The organism is Kitasatospora sp. NPDC059462, assembly GCF_042749955.1.
GTDB lineage: Bacteria > Actinomycetota > Actinomycetes > Streptomycetales > Streptomycetaceae > Kitasatospora.
The window spans coordinates 58,292-78,025 of sequence record NZ_JBHYUU010000015.1 but is presented as its reverse complement, the minus strand read 5'-3'; the positions used below and the strand labels follow the sequence as shown (position 1 = coordinate 78,025).

Here is a 19,734-nt window from a genome sequence, read left to right as displayed (position 1 = left end):
CGCCACTGCCACTACCAACGGCGACTGCACCCGGGAGAGGGACGCTCCACGAAGAACGCCTCTGTCCCACCGACAGCCCGCTAGACTCCCCACGACACCTCTGACCAGGCCAGATAGCGAAGCGCTGCTGGAGTACTAGGGGGCGGGGGCGCCCTTCGCCGGGGACACCGAACCGGGCGGCCCGGCGCGCCCGGGCGGTGCGGGCCCGTGCCGCGGGGTGGGCCCGGGCGCCCACCGGGCGTTCGCCGGCCGCCGGCTGAGGGGCCGTCGACCCTGAGCGGTGAACGGCCGGGAACAGGAGCCCGGCCCCAGACCGGGGCCTCGGCCTCCGCCTCAGGGCGGACCGGGAGTCCATCCCCGCGTCGGACGAGGGAGGGAGGTGGCGGTACGGAGACTGGAGGCAATCCGAGACACCGACTTCTGCACAGAGGACTGGCATGGTTCTGCGAGACGGACGAACGATTTCCGCGCTGACGGTCGGCGCGCTGACCACCGTGATGGCGGCGCTCACCCCCGCGACGGCGTTCGCGGCGGGCGATCCGCTCCAGCCGTACGCGCAGCAGGAACTCCGCTGGGAGCGCTGCGACGCGGGCCGGCCGGCCGCGTTCGAGTGCGCGAAGGTGAAGGTGCCGCTGGACTACGCCGACCCCGGCGGCCGGAAGATCGAGGTCGCGGTGTCGCGGGTCGCCGCGACCAACCCGGGCGAGCGGCACGGCGTGCTGCTGATGAACCCCGGCGGTCCGGGCGGCCCGGGGCTGACCATGCCGGTGGAGATGGAGCCGCTGCTCCCGGCGGAGGTGCGCGAGCGGTTCGACCTGATCGGCTTCGACCCGCGCGGGGTCGGGCAGAGCTCGCCGATCGGCTGCGACCTGACGGGCGACGAGCAGACCGTCCTGCACCCCTACAGCGCGCGGACCTTCGCGAAGGACGTGGCCCGGGCCCGGTCGGTCGCCGACAAGTGCTGGGCCAAGGCGGGGGACCTGCTGCCGCACCTGACCACCCGCAACACGGCACGGGACATGGACGTCGTGCGGGCGGCGCTCGGGGAGCGGAGGATCTCCTACTTCGGGCACTCGTACGGCACCTACCTGGGCTCCGTCTACCTGCAGATGTTCCCCCGGCGTGCGGACCGGTTCGTGCTCGACAGCGCGCTCGACCCCGCGCTCGCGTGGCGGGGAGTGTTCCGGGGGTGGGCGCCGGGGGCCGAACTCGCCTTCACCCGGTGGACCGAGTGGGCCGCGGCGCGCGACGCCGCGTTCGGGCTGGGGGCGACTCCGGCGGAGGTCAGGCGGACGTACTGGGAGCTCGTCGCCCGCGCGGACCGCACGCCCGTCCCGATCGAGGGCGGGGCGCTCGACGGGGGCGCGATCCGTTCCGCGTACGCCGAGTTCGTCCACGTCGAGGCCGTGACCCCGTGGATCGTCGCGCTGAAGGCCGCGGCCGCGGGCGGAACGCCCGCCCCGGCCACGGTGGCCGCCGCGTCGGCGTCGGCGTCGGCTGCGTCGGAGCCCGTGGCGGCCGGGGCCGGCGCGAGGGCGGGGGCGTTCACCGCGGACGTTCCGGCGGACAACCCGGCCGCCGTCACCTGGGCCGTCTCCTGCGGCGACACCCGCAGCTGGCCGCGCAACCCCGAGCAGTACCGCCAGGACGCGATCCGGGACCGGGCCAGGTACCCGCTGGCCGGTGATCTCGGGGCGACCATCCAGCCGTGCGCGTTCTGGAAGTCCCCGGCCGGTGAACCGGCCACCGTGGTGAACAACGACGGCGGCGCCCTGATCGTGCAGAACGCGTGGGACCCCCGCACGACACTGGCCATGGCACAGGGCATGCGCCGGGCGCTGCACGGTGCGCGGGTGGTCACGGTGGCCGGCGGCGAGGGCCACGGCGTGGTCGTCAACGGCCCGTCCTGCGCGGACCCGGCCGTCGCCCGGTACCTGACCACGGGCCGGCTGCCCGCCGAGGACGCCACCTGCGGCGGCCGGTGACCTCCACTGCCGGGAACGGCGGCCTCGTCCGGCCGTCACCGGCGGCCCGTCGGCGGCCGTCGGCGGCCCGTCAGTAGCCGCCGAAGCCGGTGAAGCCGCCGTAGTCGGAACCGGACACCCCGGGGTTGCGCGGCCGTGAGGCCTGCTCGGCGATCCGGGGGAAACGCTCGACCAGGACACCGGTGAGCTCGCGCCAGGCCTCCTGCACCCGTCCGCTCGCGTGCCACTCCGTGAGCGCGAGCTCGGTCTCGGAGGACCACATGACGCTCGTGTACCGGTCCCGGAGCCGCTCCTCGGCGAGCGCCGCCTGCACCTGCTCCGGGGTGAGGCCGGTGCGTGCCACTCCGCCACGCGGGCCCCGCACCTCCTCCACGGTCTGCAGGTGGATCGTGAAGGAGCCGTCGCCGCCGGTCCGGGGGACCAGCGTGTACCCCCAGACCGGCCGGCCGGCAGCCTCGGCCATGGCGGCGGCCCGGGCCGGCGCACGCTCGCGCGTCTCCCGTTCCCGCTGTTCCCGCCACTCGCGCGACTCGCGTTCCTGGCGCTCCAGTTCGGCGTGGACGTACGGCGTGAGGTCGCCGGCCTGCTCGCGGAAGGTCCGGTAGGCGGTGCGCACGTCGTCGCGCAGACGTTCCATGGTGCTGTCGTACGTGGCGCGCAGCCGCCGGTTGCGCAGCGCGTGACGGGTCTTCCAGAACGGGCGCGCGGCCGGGCGCACCCACCGCAGATGACGCCGGGCCGCTTCCTCCTGCTCGTCGATGCGCGCGATGGACCGCTGGAGCGCCCCGGTCGCGGCGTTCCAGCGCTCCGCGTCGGCAGGGGGCGCGGTGACCCAGGCCAGCCTGTCGTACCCGCGCGGGTCGGTGGTGGCGTCGACGGGGCAGTAGAGACGACGGATCTCGTCGATCTCGTCGTCGATCACGTTCATCGGGTAGCGGGAGATCACGTCGCAGAGGCGTCGGTAGTGGACCTCGGCGTGCCCGGCCATGAGCGCCTTGCCTTCCTGCGAACCGTCCGCGCCGGCCTCCTTCCCGGCCCTCCACCGCCCAAAACCCGTGCCGGGGTGCCCGGTTGGCGGCGGCTTCGTCGCCGCCGCCCGGGCCGGCCTGCACGAGGTCGGGCACACCGGCAGCGCGACGTAGCGGCCGCCCGGCCCGGGTCAGCCGGCCGGGGAACCGGGAAGGCCGTCGAGCCACGCGAAGAGGTCCGCACCCAGCAGCTCGCCGTCGTCCGCGACATCCCCCCGGAGGCGGCCGGGCGCGAGGCGGTGGAGGGACGAGCGGTCCCGGCCGTGGCGGCGCATGAACAGGCCCGCGCCCGCGCCGTCCTCGCCGACCAGGACCCAGTGGGGCGCGTACGTCCGCACCTGCCAGGCGTCGTTGCGGGCACGGAAGGTGTGCGGGCCGAGCAGCGTGCCGCCGTCCGGGAGGCGAAGGCCGGGGGTGGCGCGCCACAGCCGGGCGACGGCCGGGTTCGGCCCCTCCCGCAGACCGCCGGCGAGCGCCGCCCACACCGACAGGAAGCCGGCGAAGGAATCGGCGAACGGCTGCTCCTCGCCGGTGAGCCGGCTGTGCGCGACGACGGGCCACTCCCCGTCGGCGGCCCGGTCGAGGGCGAATCCGTAGCGCTCGTGGTCGTCGTCCTCGTGGAACCAGAGCCGGTCCCCGCCGGACCGGCCCTCGGTGAGCCCCGGTTCCCCGAGACCGGCCACGGGCTCCACCGTGGCGATCGGGCGGCCGCGCAGCGAGCCCTCGCCGTACGCGGCCAGCCACCAGCGGAACGAGCGCGGCAGCGGGCCGGTGAGGGACTCCGCCGCGCGGATCGCGGCCTCCGGACGGCCACGGCCGGGCCAGGTGACGATCCCCGGGGTGGTGGCGATCAGGTCCCGCAGAAGTTCTGGATCGGCCCGCATGACGGGCAGTCTTGCACGGGGGTACGACAGGCCCGCACCCGGCCGGGACACCGCACCGCTGCCGCCGCCCGCTGTCCGATCGCCCTCCCGGACCGGCGAACCGTTCACTGTATGCTCGCCCGGTGCATCACGACCTCATCGACGGCGTGCCCGTCATCTGGACCGAGACGCCCGGTCCCCTCGAAGCCACCCTGATGTTCGGCTGCGGGCTCCAGGACGAGACCTTCCGCACCCTCGGGGTGACGCACCTGGTCGAGCACCTCGCGATGAGCACCCTGCCCCGGCTGCACTTCGAGCACAACGCCTCGGTCAGCCTCACCCTCACCGACTTCACCTGCACCGGCCGCCCGGAACAGGTCGTCGACTTCCTCGCCCGCGTCTGCACCGCCCTCACCGACCTGCCCCTGGAGCGGATCGAGAAGGAAGCCGGAGTGCTGGCCGCCGAGGGCAGCGGCGCGGCCGACCCGGTCACCGCCGAACTGCTGTCGATCCGGTACGGCACCCAGGGCCTCGGCCTGGCCTCCTTCAACGGCCCCGGCGCCGACCGCATCCCGCAGGACGCCGTGCGGGACACCGTCGCCCGCCACTTCCACGCCGGCAACGCCGTCCTCGCCCTCACCGGCCCGCCGCCGCAGGACCTGCGCCTGCCGCTCGCACCCGGCCCCCGCACCACCCGCACCCCGCACCCCGCCGCACGCACCACCCGCTCGTCCTGGCACCGGGCCGACGTGCCCGGCCCCGGCCTGCTGTTCTCCTGCGACCTCAACGACCAGACGATGCTGCTCGCCGCCCACGTGCTCAGCCAGCGGCTGACCGACACCGTCCGCCACGAGCACGGCCTCAGCTACGACGTCGGCGGCAGCGCCGTCTTCGTCGGCCCCGGCCGGGGCGAGCGCAGCATCCAGCTCGACGTCCGCGAGGGCCAGGAGAAGCGGGTCGCCGAACTGCTCTGGCAGGAGGCGCTGCGCCTCGCCACCGAGGAGCCCACCGAGGCCGAGCTCGCCGAGGAACGCGAGGGCGCCCGGGAGTTCCTGACCGACCCGCGCACCGCCGACCTGGAGGTCGTCGAACGCGCGGCCGACCTGCTGCTCGGCGAGACCCACCTGGACGCGCAGACCAAGCTCGCCCTCCAGGCCGAGGTGACCCCGGCCCAGGTGCGGGAGGCGTTCGCCGCCGCGATGGAGACGGCGCTGCTGCTGGTGCCGTGCGAGGTCGAGCAGCTGCTCCTCGCCCGGCCCGACGGATCGGCACTGCCCGCCGGCGGCTGCTCCGAGCGCAGCAGCCTGCCCACCGGGTCGCAGTACCGGCCGCCGCTGCTCGCCCGGGCCAGGTCCGGCGCGGCGCGCAAGGTCCGGCTGGTGGTGAACGCCGACGGTGCGTGGTGGCAGGACGAGGAGGGCCGGATCCACGGCTTCCCGTACACCGAGGTGGTCGGCGTCGAGGTCCACGAGGCCGGCCGCATCCTCCAGGGCCTCGGCAACTGCTTCGTCCCGGTCGCCCCGGAACTCTTCTCCGGCCTCGGCCCGGCCATCGCCACCATCGACGCCGCCGTCCCGGAGGCCCTGCGCTACCCGGTCTCGGCCCTGCGCGCCACCGGGTGAGCCCCGGGGGCCGGCCCGCCGAGGAGCGTCGGTGAGGCTGACGATGCCGGCCGTCGAGGCGGCCGCCTCGACGGCCGCCGACGCGCCGCCGCCGACGTCGGACGGGGTGCCGTTCCGATGGCCGGCCCATCACGTCCGTGAGGGCGTGGTCGCGCTGCTGCCGAAGGGGCTCGACATCGACGGCTGCTCGAAGATCCGGATCACGTGCGCGCCCGGCAGGGCGCCGTCCCGGGAGCACTGGCAGGCCCTCGGGGCGTCGGAGTACGTCGTCGAGAACGTCGACCTCGGCAGGCTCCGGGCCCTCCCGCCCCGGGCGCGGGACACCGCTCTGCCGGCCGTGCTCGAGGACGCGCTGGTCGACCTGGCAGGACGCCACAACCGGGGCGCTGCGGTCGAGGCGGCGATCCGCGGGGCCTGCGCGACGCTGCGCCACCGGGACTTCGGCCTCGAACTGCCGGTGCCCCGGCTGGCGAGGAGCTCGCCGGACAGGGCCGTCCGGGCGCGCGTCGTGCGCTGTCTGAACCGCGAGGTCGGGGAGGCGTGGCGCATCGAGCTCACGAGCAGGTCCGGGGCGGCGCCCGAGGTCCGGTGGATGACCGAGCGGCCGAACCACCTGGACCTGCGCGACGTCTTCGCGAGTTCCGAGTGGTCGGACCGGGGGTTCGTCGTCCGGAACCGGCTCGGAAGGATCAGCTACGAGCTGGCGCGACCGGCCGGTTGACGCGGGGGCGGGCGTCAGCCCGTCGGCGTGGACCGGGAGGAACCGGGGAGCTCCGGCCGGGCGGGGCCGGCTCGCGGATCGCCGTCCGGCATCGGCGCCGTGGGCCGGTCCTGCGCCGCGACGCCGTGGAGCACGGGTGCGGCGGGATCCGTGAGCAGGTGGCCGTCGTCGTCCCACCGCAGGGCTTCGAGAGGGGACGGCTCAGGGGCGGCTCCGGGCCGGATCGGGCGGTACGGGGGCGGTGGAGGCCAGCTCCCGGAGCAGTTCGGCGCGCAGGTCGGGGTCGGGGCCGGTGGCCAGGGCGCGGGTGAAGTCCGCGGTGGCGGCGGGCTCGTCGCCGAGGTGGCGGTGGGCCAGGCCGCGGTTGTAGAGGGCCAGGGGATCGGGGTCCAGGGCGATGGCGCGGGTGAGGTCGGCGACGGCACCGGGGACGTCGCCGCGTTCGAAGCGGACCGTCGCACGGTTGACCCAGGCGGCCGGCAGTTCGGGGGCGTGCTCGACGGCCCGGGTGAGCAGGGCCTCGGCCTCGGGGAGCCGGCCGCGTTCGGACTCGACCACACCGAGCACGCAGAGCAGGTGCGGCTGGCCGGGGGAGAGCTCCAGGCCCGCGAGCGCGTCGCGTTCGGCGAGGTCGGGCCGGCCGTCGTCCAGGTGCAGTCCGGCCCGGTTGACCAGGGCGTCGAGGTGGTCGGGGGCGATCAGGAGGGTCAGGTCGAGGTCGGCCAGGGCCGCCTCCGGCCGGCCCAGGTCGGTGAGCGTCTCGGCGCGGTTGTAGTACGCCTCGGGAAGGTGCGGGCCGAGGCGGATCGCGGTGCCGTAGTCGGCGATCGCCTCCACCGGGCGTCCGGTGGCCCGGTGGAGCGCGGCCCGGTCGACGTAGTACTCGGCGTTCTGCGGGTCCTGCTCGATCACCGCGTCGAGGTCGGCGAGCGCGCGGGCCGGGTCGCCCAGCGCGAGGTGCAGCTGGGCGCGGTTGTGCACCAACCGGGCGCGGTCCCGGGTCCGTTCGCCGGGCGCCAGGGTCCCGGCGAGCCGGGCGATGCCGTCCTCGACCGTCCGCAGCGCCGCCGCGTGGTCGCCGGCGCGGCTGTCCAGCAGGGCCAGGCCCTGGCGGTGGAAGACGGTGGTGACGGTGCGTTCGCGCGGGTCCTCGATCCGCTCGGCGAGGGCGAGGGCGCGCTCCAGCCAGGTGCGGGCGGCGGTGAGGTCCCGGGCGGGCGCCGGCAGGTGGCGGGCGTGGAGCATGGCGGTGGAGTAGGCCGCGGAGAGGAGGATCCTCGGCTCGTCGGTGACCCGCCGGGCGTGGTCGTAGAGGGCGAGCGCCTCGGCCGGGCGGTCCAGGGCGGTCAGCGCGGTGGCCAGTGCGGTGGTGAAGGCCCACCAGTTCCGGGTGTCGCCCGCCGGGGTGACCAGCGGCAGGCCGCGTTCGGCGAGGCGGACGGCGTGCTCGTAGAAGCCGCTGGTCAGCGCGAGGCCGAGGGCGGTGCGCAGCGCGTCGACCCCGTCGGTGGCCGGGCGGGTGCCGCGTTCGCGGTGGTAGGGGATCGCGCCCAGCTGCCAGGACCACTCGCCGGTCGCGGCGAGTTCGTCGGCGCGCTCGTCGTGCCAGGCGGGGTCGTGGTGGGAGGCGGCAGGGTCCCCGGTGGCGGGGTGGCGCGGGGACGGGCCGGCGGTGGGGGGCCGGGCTCCGGTGCGGGGCCGGGCGTACTCGGCGACGGTGGCTGCGAGTGCGTCCGGCAGTGCGGCGCCACCGACGTGGAGCCGCAGCCGGGTGGGGTCCACGCGTCGCAGCAGGACGTCGACGAGCTCGACGGTGGTGGCGTCCGCCTCGTCCAGCCGGTCCAGCACGACGGCGGCCGGCGTCCGCCGCTCCTGCGCCCAGGCGGCGACGAACTCGCCTATCCCGTGGGCGAGGTGGCGGGTGCGCCGGGCCGGGTGGAACCTGATCTGGACGTCCGCGACGTCCAGCGCCGCGACGGCCTCGGCGGCCCAGGGCATCGCGGGCTGCAGGTCCCGCACGGCGCAGAGGAGTTCGACCTGGTGGCGGGCGACCAGCGGGGTGTGCCCCTGGTCGAGGACGAGGCGGCGGACGAACTCGCCGACCCCGCCGTAGGGGCCGCGTTGCCAGACCCGGCAGTCGAAGGAGCCCAGGAGTCCTTCGGCTCCGGCGGCCGCCGCGCGGCGGTCCCGGGGCAGTGGTGCCTCCAGCCAGACGTGCCGCATGCTCGACTCCTCTCCTCATCGTGCCGGCGGGCCCCGCCGCGGGCTGTCGTTCCGGGACCGGGGCCTCGGCCGGCCCGGTGGGGGGGGGGGGGGGGGGGGCGCGGGGGGGGGGGGGGGGGGGGGGGGGGGGCGCGCGGCCCCCGCCCCCGCCACCGGTGTCAGTGCCGAGCCGGAGCTACTACCAGCACCACTCGAACCAGAGCCGGCGGGCATCGCCGGTCAGGGCGACGGTGCCGGACTTACGGATCGTCATCTTCCGCATGTCTGTCTCCTTCGGTGTGCGTGGGGGACGGTCGGCCGGGAGTTGCGGCGACCAGTGCTCATGGTGGTGATAATTCGTATGAACTGTCAAGGAATTGGATCCTCCGCTCATCGGCCCGGGCCGGCCTGCACCGCCCGGCGTCGGGTGGGCGGGCCGGCGGCCGGACTCAGGTGAGGGCGGTGGCCAGCAGTGCGAAGGCGGCGATGAGGACGGCGACGCGGGCGTAGTGGAAGCGGTCCCAGCGGTTCGCCTGCTGCTTCCAGTCGGCGGGCCGGTTCTCCGGGGTCCAGGTCTTGCCCCGGTTGTTGATCGGGACGAGCAGCAGGACCGACATGATCACGCTGAGCAGCAGCAGTGCGCCGGAGGCGGCGAGGATGCCGGTGTCGTGCTGGTGGCGTCCGGCGACGGCGAGGGCCGTGACGAGGGCGAGCGAGGTGAGGTACCAGACCGGCATCACGGCGCCGAGCATCCGGCCCCCGTGGGCGCGACCGCTCAGGGTGCTGTCGTCCGGGAGGGCGTTGAGGATCGGATTGATGACGAAGGCGACCGAGAACTCCACCCCCACCATCACGCCGACGACCACGGTGGTGCAGATGTCGAGTGCGTTGAGCATGATGACCCCTTCCGGGACCTAGCGCTGCTAGATGTCGCTGCCGATGCTAGTTCTGCTGTCGCTCGATTGTCTAGCAGTGCTAGGGTTTAGTTATGTCGGTACAACAGCGCAAAGAACGCGAACGGATGGACCGCGAGCGCCTCATCGTGGCCACGGCCCGTGAACTCGCCGAGCAACAGGGCTGGGACGCGGTCACCACCCGGCGGCTCGCCGAGCGCATCGAATACAGCCAGCCCGTCCTCTACAGCCACTTCCGCGGCAAGCGCGAGATCATCGGCGCCGTCGCCCTCGAAGGCGCCGCCGAGATGGCCGTGTTGCTGCGGGCCGCGGCCTCCGCCGCGGACGGCCCGCGCGCCCGGGTCACCGCGCTCGCCCGCGCCTACCTCGACTTCGCCGCGCGCAACCCGGCGGTCTACGACGCCATGTTCCAGCTCGACGGCGGACTGGCGTTCGCGCAGGAGGACACCCCGGAGCCCCTGAAGGACGCCTTCGCCGCCCTGCTGGAGAACCTCGGAGAGGTCGCCGGTGACGGCGTCCACCCCGGGCTGTTCACCGAGCTGTTCTGGTCGGCCCTGCACGGGCTGGCGACCCTGACCAGGGCGGGGAGGCTGCCGCCGGAGCACACCGAGTGGCGGGTGGAGACGCTGGTGGACCGCCTCGCCATGTTCTGACGCCGCGGGCGTTCCCGACGTCGGCGCAGGGGACCGGCCGGGAGGGCGCGCAGGCGTTCGCCCCCTTCGACGCCCTCGGCCTCGATGCCCTGGCGCACGATCCTGCGGTCGCCCCCGGCGAGGCCGGCCACGCGGCCGCGCCGGGGGGCGTCCACGGCGGCGGGACCGAGCGCGTCCCAGGCGTCGCCGCCGCCCGGGCGGTGGAGCGGCCCACGGGTGCGAGCCCGGCAGGTGCCGCTGCTCGCCGCCGCACCGGCGCCGCCGTCCGCCCCGGAATCCGCCGGGCACGCCCCGCTTCCGCCACCGCGGCGGCGCTGCGCGGCGTAGGGTCGGCATCGACCGCCACGCACCTGACCTACGACGCCTTCCGGTGAGCCGATGACCACTGTCAACGCCCAGGGGACCGCCCTGGGCATCGAGTCGTTCGGGGACGACGACGCGCCGCTCGTCCTGCTCGCGGGAGGGACCACGATGCTCTCCTGGCCCGACGCCCTGTGCGAGCGGCTGGCCGCCGGCGGACGCCGGGTGGTGCGCTACGACCTGCGCGACAGCGGGGAGTCGACGACGATCGACCCGCAGGCGCCCGCCTACACCCTGCGCGACCTCGCCGCCGACGCCGCGGCCCTGGTCGGCGTGCTCGGCGGGGGACCCGCGCACCTCGCGGGGATCGGCGTGGGCGGGATGGTCGCCCAGGTGGCCGCGCTCGACCATCCGGACGCGTTCTCGGCACTCACCCTGGTCGGCACCCGCGCGGTCGCCCCCGGCCCCGTCGACGACGACCTCCCGGACCACGACGGGGCGGCGATGGGCCGGCTGTTCGCGCGGCCGCTGCCCGACTGGGCCGACCGGGAGGCGGTCGCGGAGTTCGCCGCCGCCGGCGCCGAGATCCTCGGTGACGACCCCGCCACCGCCCGCACCCTCGCCGCGCGCATCTGGGACCGCACGCCCGGCACCGCGCCCCCGGTCCACCTGGCCAACCAGCTGGGCACGGTGTTCGCCGGGCTCGACTGCGCACCCCGCTGGCGCGAGCGCCTGGCCACGATCGGACTCCCCACGCTGGTCGTCCACGGCCGCCGCAACCGGTTCTTCCCCGTCGGCAACGGCGAGGCCGTCGCACGCGCGATCCCCGGAGCACGCCTGCTCGTCCTCGAAGCGGCCGCGACCGCGATCCCCGACGCGGCGGCCGCCGAGGTCGCCGAGGCGATGCTCGCCCTCGGCTGACGAGCGCCCACCCGGCCGGGCCGGCGGACCACCGCGGCCACGGCCCGTCGTCGGCCCGGTGGCCGGACGACTCTGGCGGGCGACGGCGCGGAGCCGCTACGGTCTGGACCAGCCACCCGCCCTGGCCTCTACCGGGAGTCGTCATCAGCACCCGAACCACCGTCAGCGCCGTTCCCGCCAACGCCGTTTCGGCGCCGGACGCCGCGCCCGCGCTCACCCTGACCGATCTGCTCGACGACCGGGCGCGGCGCCACCCCGACCGCCCCGCCCTGCTCGTCCCCGGCCGCCCCGTGCTCGACTACCGCACGTGGCGCGCGCGGGCGGTGCGGGCCGCCCACGGGCTGGCCCGGGCCGGGGTGCGGCCGGGGGACCGGGTGCTGCTGCTCTTCCCCAACCGGGCCTGGGACGACTACGCGGTGGCGTTCCTCGCCGCGCACTACGCGGGCGCGGCGGGCGTCGTCGTCCGCGAGGACCTCGGTGCCGAGGACACCGCGCGGCTGGCCGGCGACAGCGCGGCGGCCCTGGCCGTCGCCCGGTCCGCCGAGGACGCGCGCGCGAGCGCCGCCGGACTGCGCACCCTGCCGCTCGCGGACCTGGAGGCGGACGGCGGCCACCACGACGCCGACGGGGAGCCGCCGCACCGCCCCGCACCCGGCGACCTCGCCCAGGTCATCGGCACCTCCGGCACCACCGGCACGCCCAAGGGCGTGCACGCCGCCCACGCCAGCCTCACCGCCGGTCAGCGGCTCGACCCGCGCCCGCGCCCCTACGCCCACTCCGCGTACGCGGTGCACGCCTTCCCGATCGGCACCAACGCCGCCCAGGTGGTGCTGGTCAACGCCCTGGTCGCCGCGCCCGCCACGATCTGCCTGCCGCGCTTCGACGCCGAGGAGTTCGGCGCGGCCGTCGCCGAGCACCGCGCGGGCACCGTCTTCCTGGTGCCGTCGATGGCCGTCGAACTGCTCAACTCGGGCGTCGCCGCACGGCACGACCTCAGCAGCGTGCTGCTGATCAGCTCCTCCGCCGCCGCGCTGCCCGCCCCCGTCGCCGCCGCCCTGCGCGCGGCCCTGCCGACCGCGACCCTGGTCAACACCTACACCTCCGCCGAGGCGTCCCCCGCCCAGATATCCGCCGTCGTCGACGCCCGCCGCCCCGGCTCCGTCGGCCGTCCCGCCAACCCCGCCGACCTGCGGCTGCTCGGCGAGGACGGGCGCCCCGTCGAGCCGGGCGCCGTCGGCGAGGTCTGGCTGCGCCAGCCCGGCCCGCCGCGCGGCTACACCGCAGGAGCCGACGCCTCGGCCGCCGTCTTCCGGGACGGCTGGGTGCGGATGGGCGACCTCGGCCGGCTCGACGCCGACGGCTACCTGTACCTGGTCGACCGGGAGAGCGACGTCATCAAGTCCGGCGCCCTCAAGGTCTCCACCCTGCGCATCGAGGACGTCCTGCACGCCCACCCGCGGGTCGCCGACGCCGCCGCGCTCGGCCTGCCGCACCCCGTCATGGGCGCCGTCCCGGTGGCCGCCGTCGTCCCCGCCGCCGACGGCCTGGACCTCGACGAACTGCGGCTCTTCCTCGCCGAACGGCTCGGCCGGGCCGAACTCCCGGTCCGCATCCTGGTCACCGACCGGCTGCCCCGCAACCCCAGCGGCAAGGTCGTCAAACACCAGCTGCGCGCCCGCTTCGAGGTGCCCGCCGACGACGCGGCCCCCGGCACCCCGCCCGCCACCGCACCGGAACTCGCCCTCGCCGCCCTGTGGCGCAGGATCCTCGGCCGGCCCGTCCGCGCCGTCGAGGACGAGTTCTTCGCCCTCGGCGGCGACTCCTTCCGCGCCGTCCAGCTCGCCGCCGCCGTCTCCGCCGAGTTCGGCGTCACCGCCGGCACCGCCCTCGTCTTCGAACGCCCCTCACTGCGCGCCCAGGCCGCCTGGCTCGCCGACGCCCCGAGGACGGCCGGCGACCCGCTCCCCGCCGCCGACTCCGAACTCTCCCCCTTCCTGCGCGAACTGCGCGCCCAGCCGCACGACATCCCGCTCACCTCCCAGCAGGAGAACTTCCTGCGCTGGATGGCCGAGGCCGAGGGCCGCAACGTCGGCTCGGTCGCCGTCATGTTCCGCGTCACCGAGGCGCTGCGCCCCGACCTGCTGACCGAGGCCCTCCACGAGGCGGTGCGCCGCCACCCGGCGCTGCGCACCCGGTTCGTGCCGGTGCCCGGCGCCGCCCCGGGGATCCGGCGCGCCGTGGTCGACGCCGAGCCGGAGGTCGAGGCGATCCTGGTCGACGCCCCGGGCGAGAGCGACGACCAGGTGTCGGCCCGGCTGATCGCCGTCCGGGACCGGCTCACCGACGTCGGCAAGGGCCCGATGACCGGGCTCGCCGTGGTCAGCCGCGGCGCCGACGACCACGCCGTCCTGCTCGCCGTCCACCACATCGTCGGTGACGGCTGGTCGGTCGGCGTGCTGCTGCGCGACCTCGGCGTCATCTACTCGGCGCTGCGCCGGGGCCGCCCCGCGCCGCCGCCCCGGCCGATGCCGACGCTCGGCGAACTGGTCACCCGCGCCAACGCCCACTGGCCGGTCTCCCGCGCCCACTTCGCCCGCACCCTGGCCGGCGCGCCCGAGGCCGTGCACCCCTTCCCCGGGCGCGCCGACACCGAGACGGTCCTCAGCGCCGCCCACCGCCTCACCGTCCCCGCCGCCCGCGCCGCCGCGCTGCGCGAACGGGCCGCCGAGGCCGGGGCGACCCCGTTCCAGGCCCTCGCCACCGTCTGGCTGGGCCTGCTGGCGGAGCGCAGCGGCCAGGACGACCTCGTCCTGATGACCCCCGTGCCCGGCCGCACCACCCCCGAGGCCGAACAGGCCGTCGGCTGCTTCGTGCAGTCGCTGCTGCTGCGGGTCGACGCCTCCGGTTCGCCCGGCTTCGCCGAACTCCTCGCCCGGGTGCGCGACACCGCCACCGCGGCGCTGGACCACCAGCTGTACCCCTTCGCGGAGTTCAGTCCGCTGGCACCGTTCGCCGCGTGGCTGCGCTACGAGAGCTGGAACGCGCCCGCCCAGCTTCCCGGCCTCAGCTGCACGGCCTGGGAGGTGCCGCGCAGCGCCACCGTCCCCTACCCGCTGCCCGGCGGCGACCGGCACGTCCCCGAGCTCGCCGCCACCGAACAGCCGGACGGCTCCCTGGTCTGCTGGCTGCGCTACAACGAGCACGCCTTCACCCCGGCCGCCGTCGAGTCGCTGGCCGCCGCCCTGGCGGCGCGGCTCGCCGGGGCCGCCGGGGGCTGACCGGGGCGGCCGGGCACCCGGCCGGGGCCGCGGGTGCCCGGCCGGGTGCCCGATTGTCAGTGGCCGATGCCAGGATCCTCCTGACCGACTTGAGGAGAGCACTGTGGGTACCTGGGACATCGGCCACTTCGACAACGACACCGCCGCGGACTTCTCCGGCACGCTGGACGAGGCGGCACCGGAAGAGCGGGAGGGGCTGGTCCGCAGCGTCCTGACCGCCGCCGCCGAGACCGCGGCCGAGGACTACCTCGACTCCTACGAGGCGGCGCAGGCCGTGGCCGCCGCCGCGCTCGTCGCCGCCCAGTGCCCCGGCGGCGAGCCGGTCACCACCGCCTACGGCCCCGACGAGCCGCTCCCGGTCTTCCCCGCCGACCTCCGTCCGCTCGCCGTCCGGGCGCTCGACCGCGTGGTCGCCGACGAGTCCGAGCTCGCCGAGCTCTGGGACGAGTCCGAGGAGAGCCCGGACTGGCGTCGCGCCGTCAAGACCCTCCGCGCCGTCCTCGACCCCGAGCCGGAGCCGGCCACGGAGGCACGGTCCGACGTCTAGACACGCCCCGGGCCCGAGGGTCGTCGGCAACGGTGCCGAGGAGGACGCGGCCGGGGCCGGCGACCGGCCGGTGCCGGTCGACGGCCCCCGGGTGTCAGAGGGTTCCGGTGATGGCGGCGGCGTAGTGGTTGCCGACGACGCCGGTCAGGTCGATCGGGGCGGCGTGCTGCCAGCTGCCGTCGGTGCGGCGGATGGCGTGCAGGATGCGGTCGTCCGTCGTCACGAACGTCAGCTGCGGCTGATCCCGTAGTACCGGCAGGTCTGCGAGACATTCCCGCTGGCCTCCTCGGCGTGTCTCAGGACCGCCAGGCGCCGCTGGGCCTGGCGGTCCTGCTGCTGTTGCTGCGAAGGGAGCATGACAGGACTCCGTCGTAGTCGGAGATCCATGTGTCACCAACATCAGGCAGTTCTCTACCTAGCCCGGGGTCAGCCGGTCCTCGTCGAGACCGTCGAGGACGAACCCGTTGTCGAAGCGCACCTTGTACGTGCTGCGGGCGCCGGCCCCGGGGCCGTGCGCGCTCATCCGGATGACCTGCCGGCGGAGGTCGTCGACCAGACCGGCGGCGAAGCCCGAGAGGTGGCTGCCGCGCACCTGGTGGTCGAAGGCGGCGAGATGGTCCTGGGCGACGCCGCCGACCCCCTTTCCGACCTCGATGACGACGCCCGTCAGCCCCTCGGCCAGGAACAGGGCCCCCGGGAAGCCGCCCGCGGTCGCCGTGCCGTGGGCGGTGAGCTGCACCTCCCTGGTCAACTTCACCCGTGCGCCGGTGTCGTACGGCATGGCGGTACCCCCCTGGTTCGATCCTGCCCCGACCCGGCCGAGCGTAGCCGAGGGGCCCGCGGAGCGACGAGGCCAGGGGCTACGGGGCGCCGAGCACCTGGGCGCGGATGGCTGCGGCGCCGCCCTGCGCGAGCCAGTCCGCCAGGGTGCGCAGTCCGGGGTGGATCACCCGCAGCGCCTCGATGTCGGCGCGCCAGCGGTGGCCGTCGTCCCACTGCTGCCGGACCTCGGCGAACTCCGGGTTCAGCGCAGCCGCCTGGTCGTGGGTCACCTGCTCGTAGCGCACCGTCGTTCCGGTCGCGGCGCTGATCGCGGCGGCGGCCTCGACCGGGGTCAGGTCGTCACCGGCCAGCTCCAGGGTCCGTCCGGCGAACCGTTCCGGCTGCTCGAAGGCCAGGGCCGCGAACTCGGCGATGTCCTCCAGTGCGATGACCTGGAGCGGCGCGTCCGGGGTGAACAGGTGCCGGTGGACGCCGTCGACGATCCCGTCCAGGCCGATGCCGTTCGTCCCGAGGTAGTTCGTCATGAACCGCACCGGGCGCAGCACGGTCACGAGCGGGAACCAGTCGTGCAGGTACTGTTCGGTGCGCCGCTTTCCCGGGGCCGCGAACGCCCGGCCGGTGGTCGAGGCGACGCCGGTGAACACCACCTGGCGGATCCCCGCGGCGGCTGCCGCGTCGGCCAGGGCCCGGCCGCGGGTGAACTCCAGCTCCGGGCCGCTGTTCGTCGGCCCGTAGGCGACCGGCGGCACGGCGAACAGGGCGGTGGCGCCGGCCAGCGCCGGTTCGAGGCTCGCCGGGTCGTCGAAGTCCGCGACGGCCAGCTCGGCCCCGGCGGCCGCGAGTGCCGCGGCGGCGGGGGTGGTCGTGTCCCGGACCAGTGCGCGCACGCGCCGGCCTCCGGCCAGCAGCCGGCGGGCCGTCGCACCGCCCTGCTTGCCGGTGGCGCCGGTCACGGCGATGGTCGCGGACCAGGCGGTGTCCTTGCCGGTGGTCATGACGGTTCCTCCTTCTCCCCGGGCTCCAGAGGGCATCGGACTGATGCGGTGGACCCGGGGTATCTGGAACACTGCAACCCGGTTGAGTCGAGGCACAAGGGGTTTCGTGACATGACGACAGCGATGGCCGGAGACCGGGCCGACGCCCGCCGCAACCGGGCGAAGGTGCTGGCCGCCGCCGCCGACGCGATGGCGGAGCAGGGGCTCGACGTCCCGCTCGGGGAGATCGCGCGCCGGGCGGGTGTCGGTGCCGGCACCGTGTACCGGCACTTCCCGAGCAAGCAGGCGCTCCTGGAGGCGGTGTTCGCCCGGCACCTGGAGGACCTGGTCGCCTCCGGTGAGCGTCTGGCCGCCCGGTGCGCGCCGACCGAGGCCTTCTTCGGGTTCCTGCTGGACATCGTCGAACTGTCCAGCAGGCGCGGGCACATCTGCGACGTGGTGGTCGCCGACACCAGCTGGCCGCGGCCGGGGCTCACCGCCGCCCGGCTGCGCTTCCGCCAGGTGCTGGCCGCGCTGCTCCAGGCCGCGCAGCGGGCCGGCGGGGTGCGTGCCGATGTCGCTCCGGAGGACGTCGCGGCCCTCGCCGCCGGGTGCGTCTCGATGCTCGGCGCCCGCCGTGACCGCCCGGCCGGCCTCAAGCTCGTCCGGCTGACCCTGGACGGGCTGCGGCCTTCCGCGTCCGTCACGGAAGGGCGTTCCTTCCGTGACGGCCCGGACGTCCGCTGCGAGGAGTGCGGGAGCGCGCTCACCGTCCGTCCCACCGGCCGCCCGGTCCGCTACTGCGGTGCCACCTGCCGTCAGCGGGCCCACCGCCGGCGGCTCGCGGGCTGAGCCCCGGCCGGACGAGCCCCGGCAGGACGGGCCCCGGCCGGACGGGCTACTCCGCCGGGTGCGGGCCGCCGGGGGCCTCGATACTGGCGGTCCCGGGCCCCGACGGCGGGGCGCCGCGGCGAAGACGAAGGAGTGCGGACATGAACGCTCCACCGACCGAGGAGTCCGGCTGCGAGCTGCTGAAGCGCACCGCGCGGGACCTCAAGAAGGACATCGACCGGAGCGTGCAGCGCGCGGCGGAGATCAGGGCCAGGATCACCGCGCTGCAGGCGCAGGCCGATCCGGACCAGGCCCAGATCGACACCCTCCGGCAGGCGCTGGAGGTCCTGGAGAAGAAGATCGAGGACGAGCGCGCGTCCCTGTCGAACCTGAACGACGTGATCAGCGAGAACTGCGGGCCGTGAGAGCCGGCCGGCCGGTGTGATCCGGCGCGGGCCGGCGTCGGGTCAGCTCGCGGAGCGCCGCCGCGTCGTGGCGCCGAAGTCGGGGCGGGCCGCTCCCGTGTGCAGGGGAAGCGGGTCGCGCAGCCGGGCCGTGTGGCGCCGGTACGCGCGGGCCTCGGGGGTGGCGGCGTCGACGCTGGTGAGGTGGTCGGGGAACAGCACTCCTCCGGCGTGGAGCAGGGCGTGCGTTCCGAACCGGTTGCCGTGCAGCCGCCCGGTGATCAGCCGGCCCCGGGCGCCGGGGACCGGCCGGGACCGGCCGGACGCCACCGGAGCGCGGTTGGCCTGGAACCAGATCTCGCGCCGGTTGCCGAACAGCACGATGCTCTCGCGCAGATCGCGCACGTCGGTGTACACGTCGAAGTCCCAGTCGCCCGGCGCTCCGCCCGAGCCGTAGCGGCCGCGGAGGTGGTGCAGGAACCGGGGCAGGGCGATGGGGGCGCCGAACGGGATCACCGCGTCGGCGTAGGGCTCACCGGCGATGAAGTGGAATCGGAACTCCAGGCCGTACAGCCGCCCGTGGACCTTCCTCCGGACGGAGAGCGAGAACGTGTCCGCGTCGTCGTGGCTGGAGCGGTTCTCGGCGCGGACGCGCCGGCTCAGGTGCTCGAACGACAGTGCCTCCGGACCGGCGGCCAGCCCGGGGATCCGTTCGACCGAGCCGTGCAGCAGGTAGCGGCACATCAGGTCCACCGGATGGGTGTCGTGGGCCAGCCGCGTGAGGAATCCGTCGGAGAAGCCGTCCCGCAAAAGGTGCCTCCAGCCGTCGAGCCGTCCAGCCGTCCCGCCCCGCGCCGCATCATCGGCGCGGGCACCGGTGCGGGCGCCGCGGGTACGGGTGCGGGCGCGAGTACGGGGTCAATCTACGGGAGCCGGGTCCACGACAGCACGGCCGCAGCGGTAGCGGGCCGGCGGACTGCCTCAGGGGAGCAGGGTGGCGAGTTCGGCGTCGAAGAGGGTCCCGGGGTCGAACTGCATGCCGGTGAAGTGGCCGGAGAGCTCCAGGGACAGGACGCCGTGGAGGCGGGTCCAGAGGGTGAGGAAGAGGGCGAGGGCCTCGGGCGGGGCGGGGTGGCCGGCGGCCCAGGTGCGGTGGGCGGCGAGGTGGGTGCCGAGGGGGGAGGCGGGGGCGGCCGGGGGGAGGGCGGCGGCGCAGGCGTCCAGGAGGGTGGTGGCGATCTCCTGGGAGATGGCGGTGGTGTCCTCCGGGGCCCGGTAGCCGGGGACCGGGGTGCCGTAGACCAGCAGGTAGCGCTGGGGGTCGGCGAGGGCCCAGGTGCGCAGGACGTGGGCGAGGCCGGCCAGGTCGGCGCCGTCGGCGGCCGCCGCCGCGAGGGTGTCGGCGAGGCTGCGGTAGGCCTCGCGGACGAGTTCGGTGATCAGCTCGTCGCGGTTGGCGAAGTAGCGGTAGAGGGCCGGGCCGCTCATGCCCATCTGCTTGGCGATCGCGTTGAGGGAGAGCGCGGAGGCGCCGGCGGTGGCGATCTGCTCCCAGGCGCGTTCCATGACCTCGGCGCGGACCTGGGTGCGGTAGCGCTCGCGGGGGGTGGTGGGGTCGCTCTTCGCCATGGTGAGAACCTATCACGGTAGCTATTGACTGTCGGGACAGTGAGGGGTTAGAACTTCTAACGAAAGGGATGGCCTCTAG

Annotated in this window: 19 protein-coding genes; 9 read left to right on the top strand and 10 right to left on the bottom strand. The window is 75.5% G+C overall.

Going from position 1 to position 19,734, the window contains the following annotated elements; translation table 11 throughout:
- The first annotated feature begins 437 nt into the window (after positions 1-437).
- Positions 438-1,985 carry an alpha/beta hydrolase gene (locus ACFXAM_RS07030; RefSeq protein WP_380288210.1) on the top strand — a complete coding sequence of 516 codons (1,548 nt, stop codon included), beginning with the start codon at positions 438-440 and terminating at the stop codon, positions 1,983-1,985.
- Between the two features lie 70 nt (positions 1,986-2,055).
- Here ACFXAM_RS07030 and ACFXAM_RS07025 read toward each other — a convergent pair whose 3' ends face one another.
- On the bottom strand, positions 2,056-2,973 hold the full coding sequence (locus tag ACFXAM_RS07025; protein ID WP_380288208.1) for a hypothetical protein: 918 nt from the start codon (positions 2,971-2,973) through the stop codon (positions 2,056-2,058).
- Between the two features lie 171 nt (positions 2,974-3,144).
- Positions 3,145-3,897, bottom strand: a complete 753-nt coding sequence (locus ACFXAM_RS07020) for an SMI1/KNR4 family protein (RefSeq protein ID WP_380288206.1) — start codon at positions 3,895-3,897, stop codon at positions 3,145-3,147.
- Positions 3,898-4,019: 122 nt separating this feature from the next.
- Here ACFXAM_RS07020 and ACFXAM_RS07015 point away from each other — a divergent pair, with 122 nt between their 5' ends.
- Both ACFXAM_RS07015 and ACFXAM_RS07010 read left to right on the top strand, forming a co-directional pair.
- On the top strand, positions 4,020-5,498 hold the full coding sequence (locus ACFXAM_RS07015; RefSeq protein WP_380288204.1) for an insulinase family protein: 1,479 nt from the start codon (positions 4,020-4,022) through the stop codon (positions 5,496-5,498).
- A 31-nt stretch (positions 5,499-5,529) separates the two neighbouring features.
- The gene (locus tag ACFXAM_RS07010) at positions 5,530-6,219 is read left to right on the top strand and encodes a hypothetical protein (protein ID WP_380288202.1); all 690 of its coding nucleotides are present in this window, start codon (positions 5,530-5,532) and stop codon (positions 6,217-6,219) included.
- A gap of 201 nt (positions 6,220-6,420) precedes the next feature.
- Here ACFXAM_RS07010 and ACFXAM_RS07005 read toward each other — a convergent pair whose 3' ends face one another.
- Positions 6,421-8,442, bottom strand: a complete 2,022-nt coding sequence (locus tag ACFXAM_RS07005) for a tetratricopeptide repeat protein (protein ID WP_380288200.1) — start codon at positions 8,440-8,442, stop codon at positions 6,421-6,423.
- A 428-nt stretch (positions 8,443-8,870) separates the two neighbouring features.
- Positions 8,871-9,317 (bottom strand): anthrone oxygenase family protein, encoded by a 447-nt coding sequence (locus ACFXAM_RS07000; RefSeq protein WP_380288198.1) that lies wholly within the window; start codon positions 9,315-9,317, stop codon positions 8,871-8,873.
- Between the two features lie 92 nt (positions 9,318-9,409).
- On the opposite strand from ACFXAM_RS07000, the gene ACFXAM_RS06995 reads away from it, so the two are divergent.
- From ACFXAM_RS06995 to ACFXAM_RS06980, 4 genes are all read left to right on the top strand, one after another.
- A complete protein-coding gene (locus ACFXAM_RS06995; RefSeq protein ID WP_380288196.1) occupies positions 9,410-9,988 on the top strand; it encodes a TetR/AcrR family transcriptional regulator in 579 nt (192 codons plus the stop codon).
- Between the two features lie 378 nt (positions 9,989-10,366).
- Complete coding sequence (locus tag ACFXAM_RS06990) at positions 10,367-11,209, top strand: alpha/beta fold hydrolase (RefSeq protein WP_380288194.1); 843 nt, start codon at positions 10,367-10,369, stop codon at positions 11,207-11,209.
- Positions 11,210-11,352: 143 nt separating this feature from the next.
- Positions 11,353-14,487 carry an AMP-binding protein gene (locus tag ACFXAM_RS06985; RefSeq protein ID WP_380288214.1) on the top strand — a complete coding sequence of 1,045 codons (3,135 nt, stop codon included), beginning with the start codon at positions 11,353-11,355 and terminating at the stop codon, positions 14,485-14,487.
- Between the two features lie 103 nt (positions 14,488-14,590).
- The gene (locus tag ACFXAM_RS06980) at positions 14,591-15,034 is read left to right on the top strand and encodes a DUF4259 domain-containing protein (protein ID WP_380288192.1); all 444 of its coding nucleotides are present in this window, start codon (positions 14,591-14,593) and stop codon (positions 15,032-15,034) included.
- A 94-nt stretch (positions 15,035-15,128) separates the two neighbouring features.
- Here ACFXAM_RS06980 and ACFXAM_RS06975 read toward each other — a convergent pair whose 3' ends face one another.
- The 4 genes from ACFXAM_RS06975 to ACFXAM_RS06960 form a co-directional block, all read right to left on the bottom strand.
- Entirely contained in the window at positions 15,129-15,257 is a 129-nt protein-coding gene (locus ACFXAM_RS06975; RefSeq protein ID WP_380288190.1) for a hypothetical protein, read from the bottom strand.
- A gap of 5 nt (positions 15,258-15,262) precedes the next feature.
- Positions 15,263-15,391, bottom strand: a complete 129-nt coding sequence (locus ACFXAM_RS06970; RefSeq protein ID WP_380288188.1) for a hypothetical protein — start codon at positions 15,389-15,391, stop codon at positions 15,263-15,265.
- Positions 15,392-15,449: 58 nt separating this feature from the next.
- Positions 15,450-15,815 carry a hypothetical protein gene (locus ACFXAM_RS06965; RefSeq protein WP_380288186.1) on the bottom strand — a complete coding sequence of 122 codons (366 nt, stop codon included), beginning with the start codon at positions 15,813-15,815 and terminating at the stop codon, positions 15,450-15,452.
- 79 nt (positions 15,816-15,894) lie between these two features.
- The gene (locus ACFXAM_RS06960; RefSeq protein WP_380288184.1) at positions 15,895-16,812 is read right to left on the bottom strand and encodes an NmrA family NAD(P)-binding protein; all 918 of its coding nucleotides are present in this window, start codon (positions 16,810-16,812) and stop codon (positions 15,895-15,897) included.
- Between the two features lie 111 nt (positions 16,813-16,923).
- On the opposite strand from ACFXAM_RS06960, the gene ACFXAM_RS06955 reads away from it, so the two are divergent.
- Both ACFXAM_RS06955 and ACFXAM_RS06950 read left to right on the top strand, forming a co-directional pair.
- Positions 16,924-17,643 (top strand): TetR/AcrR family transcriptional regulator, encoded by a 720-nt coding sequence (locus ACFXAM_RS06955; protein WP_380288183.1) that lies wholly within the window; start codon positions 16,924-16,926, stop codon positions 17,641-17,643.
- Positions 17,644-17,783: 140 nt separating this feature from the next.
- Entirely contained in the window at positions 17,784-18,047 is a 264-nt protein-coding gene (locus tag ACFXAM_RS06950; protein WP_380288181.1) for a hypothetical protein, read from the top strand.
- A 42-nt stretch (positions 18,048-18,089) separates the two neighbouring features.
- On the opposite strand, the gene ACFXAM_RS06945 is transcribed toward ACFXAM_RS06950, so the two are convergent.
- The gene (locus ACFXAM_RS06945) at positions 18,090-18,836 is read right to left on the bottom strand and encodes a hypothetical protein (RefSeq protein ID WP_380288179.1); all 747 of its coding nucleotides are present in this window, start codon (positions 18,834-18,836) and stop codon (positions 18,090-18,092) included.
- Between the two features lie 171 nt (positions 18,837-19,007).
- Positions 19,008-19,655, bottom strand: a complete 648-nt coding sequence (locus ACFXAM_RS06940) for a TetR/AcrR family transcriptional regulator (protein ID WP_380288177.1) — start codon at positions 19,653-19,655, stop codon at positions 19,008-19,010.
- Positions 19,656-19,734 lie beyond the last annotated feature (79 nt).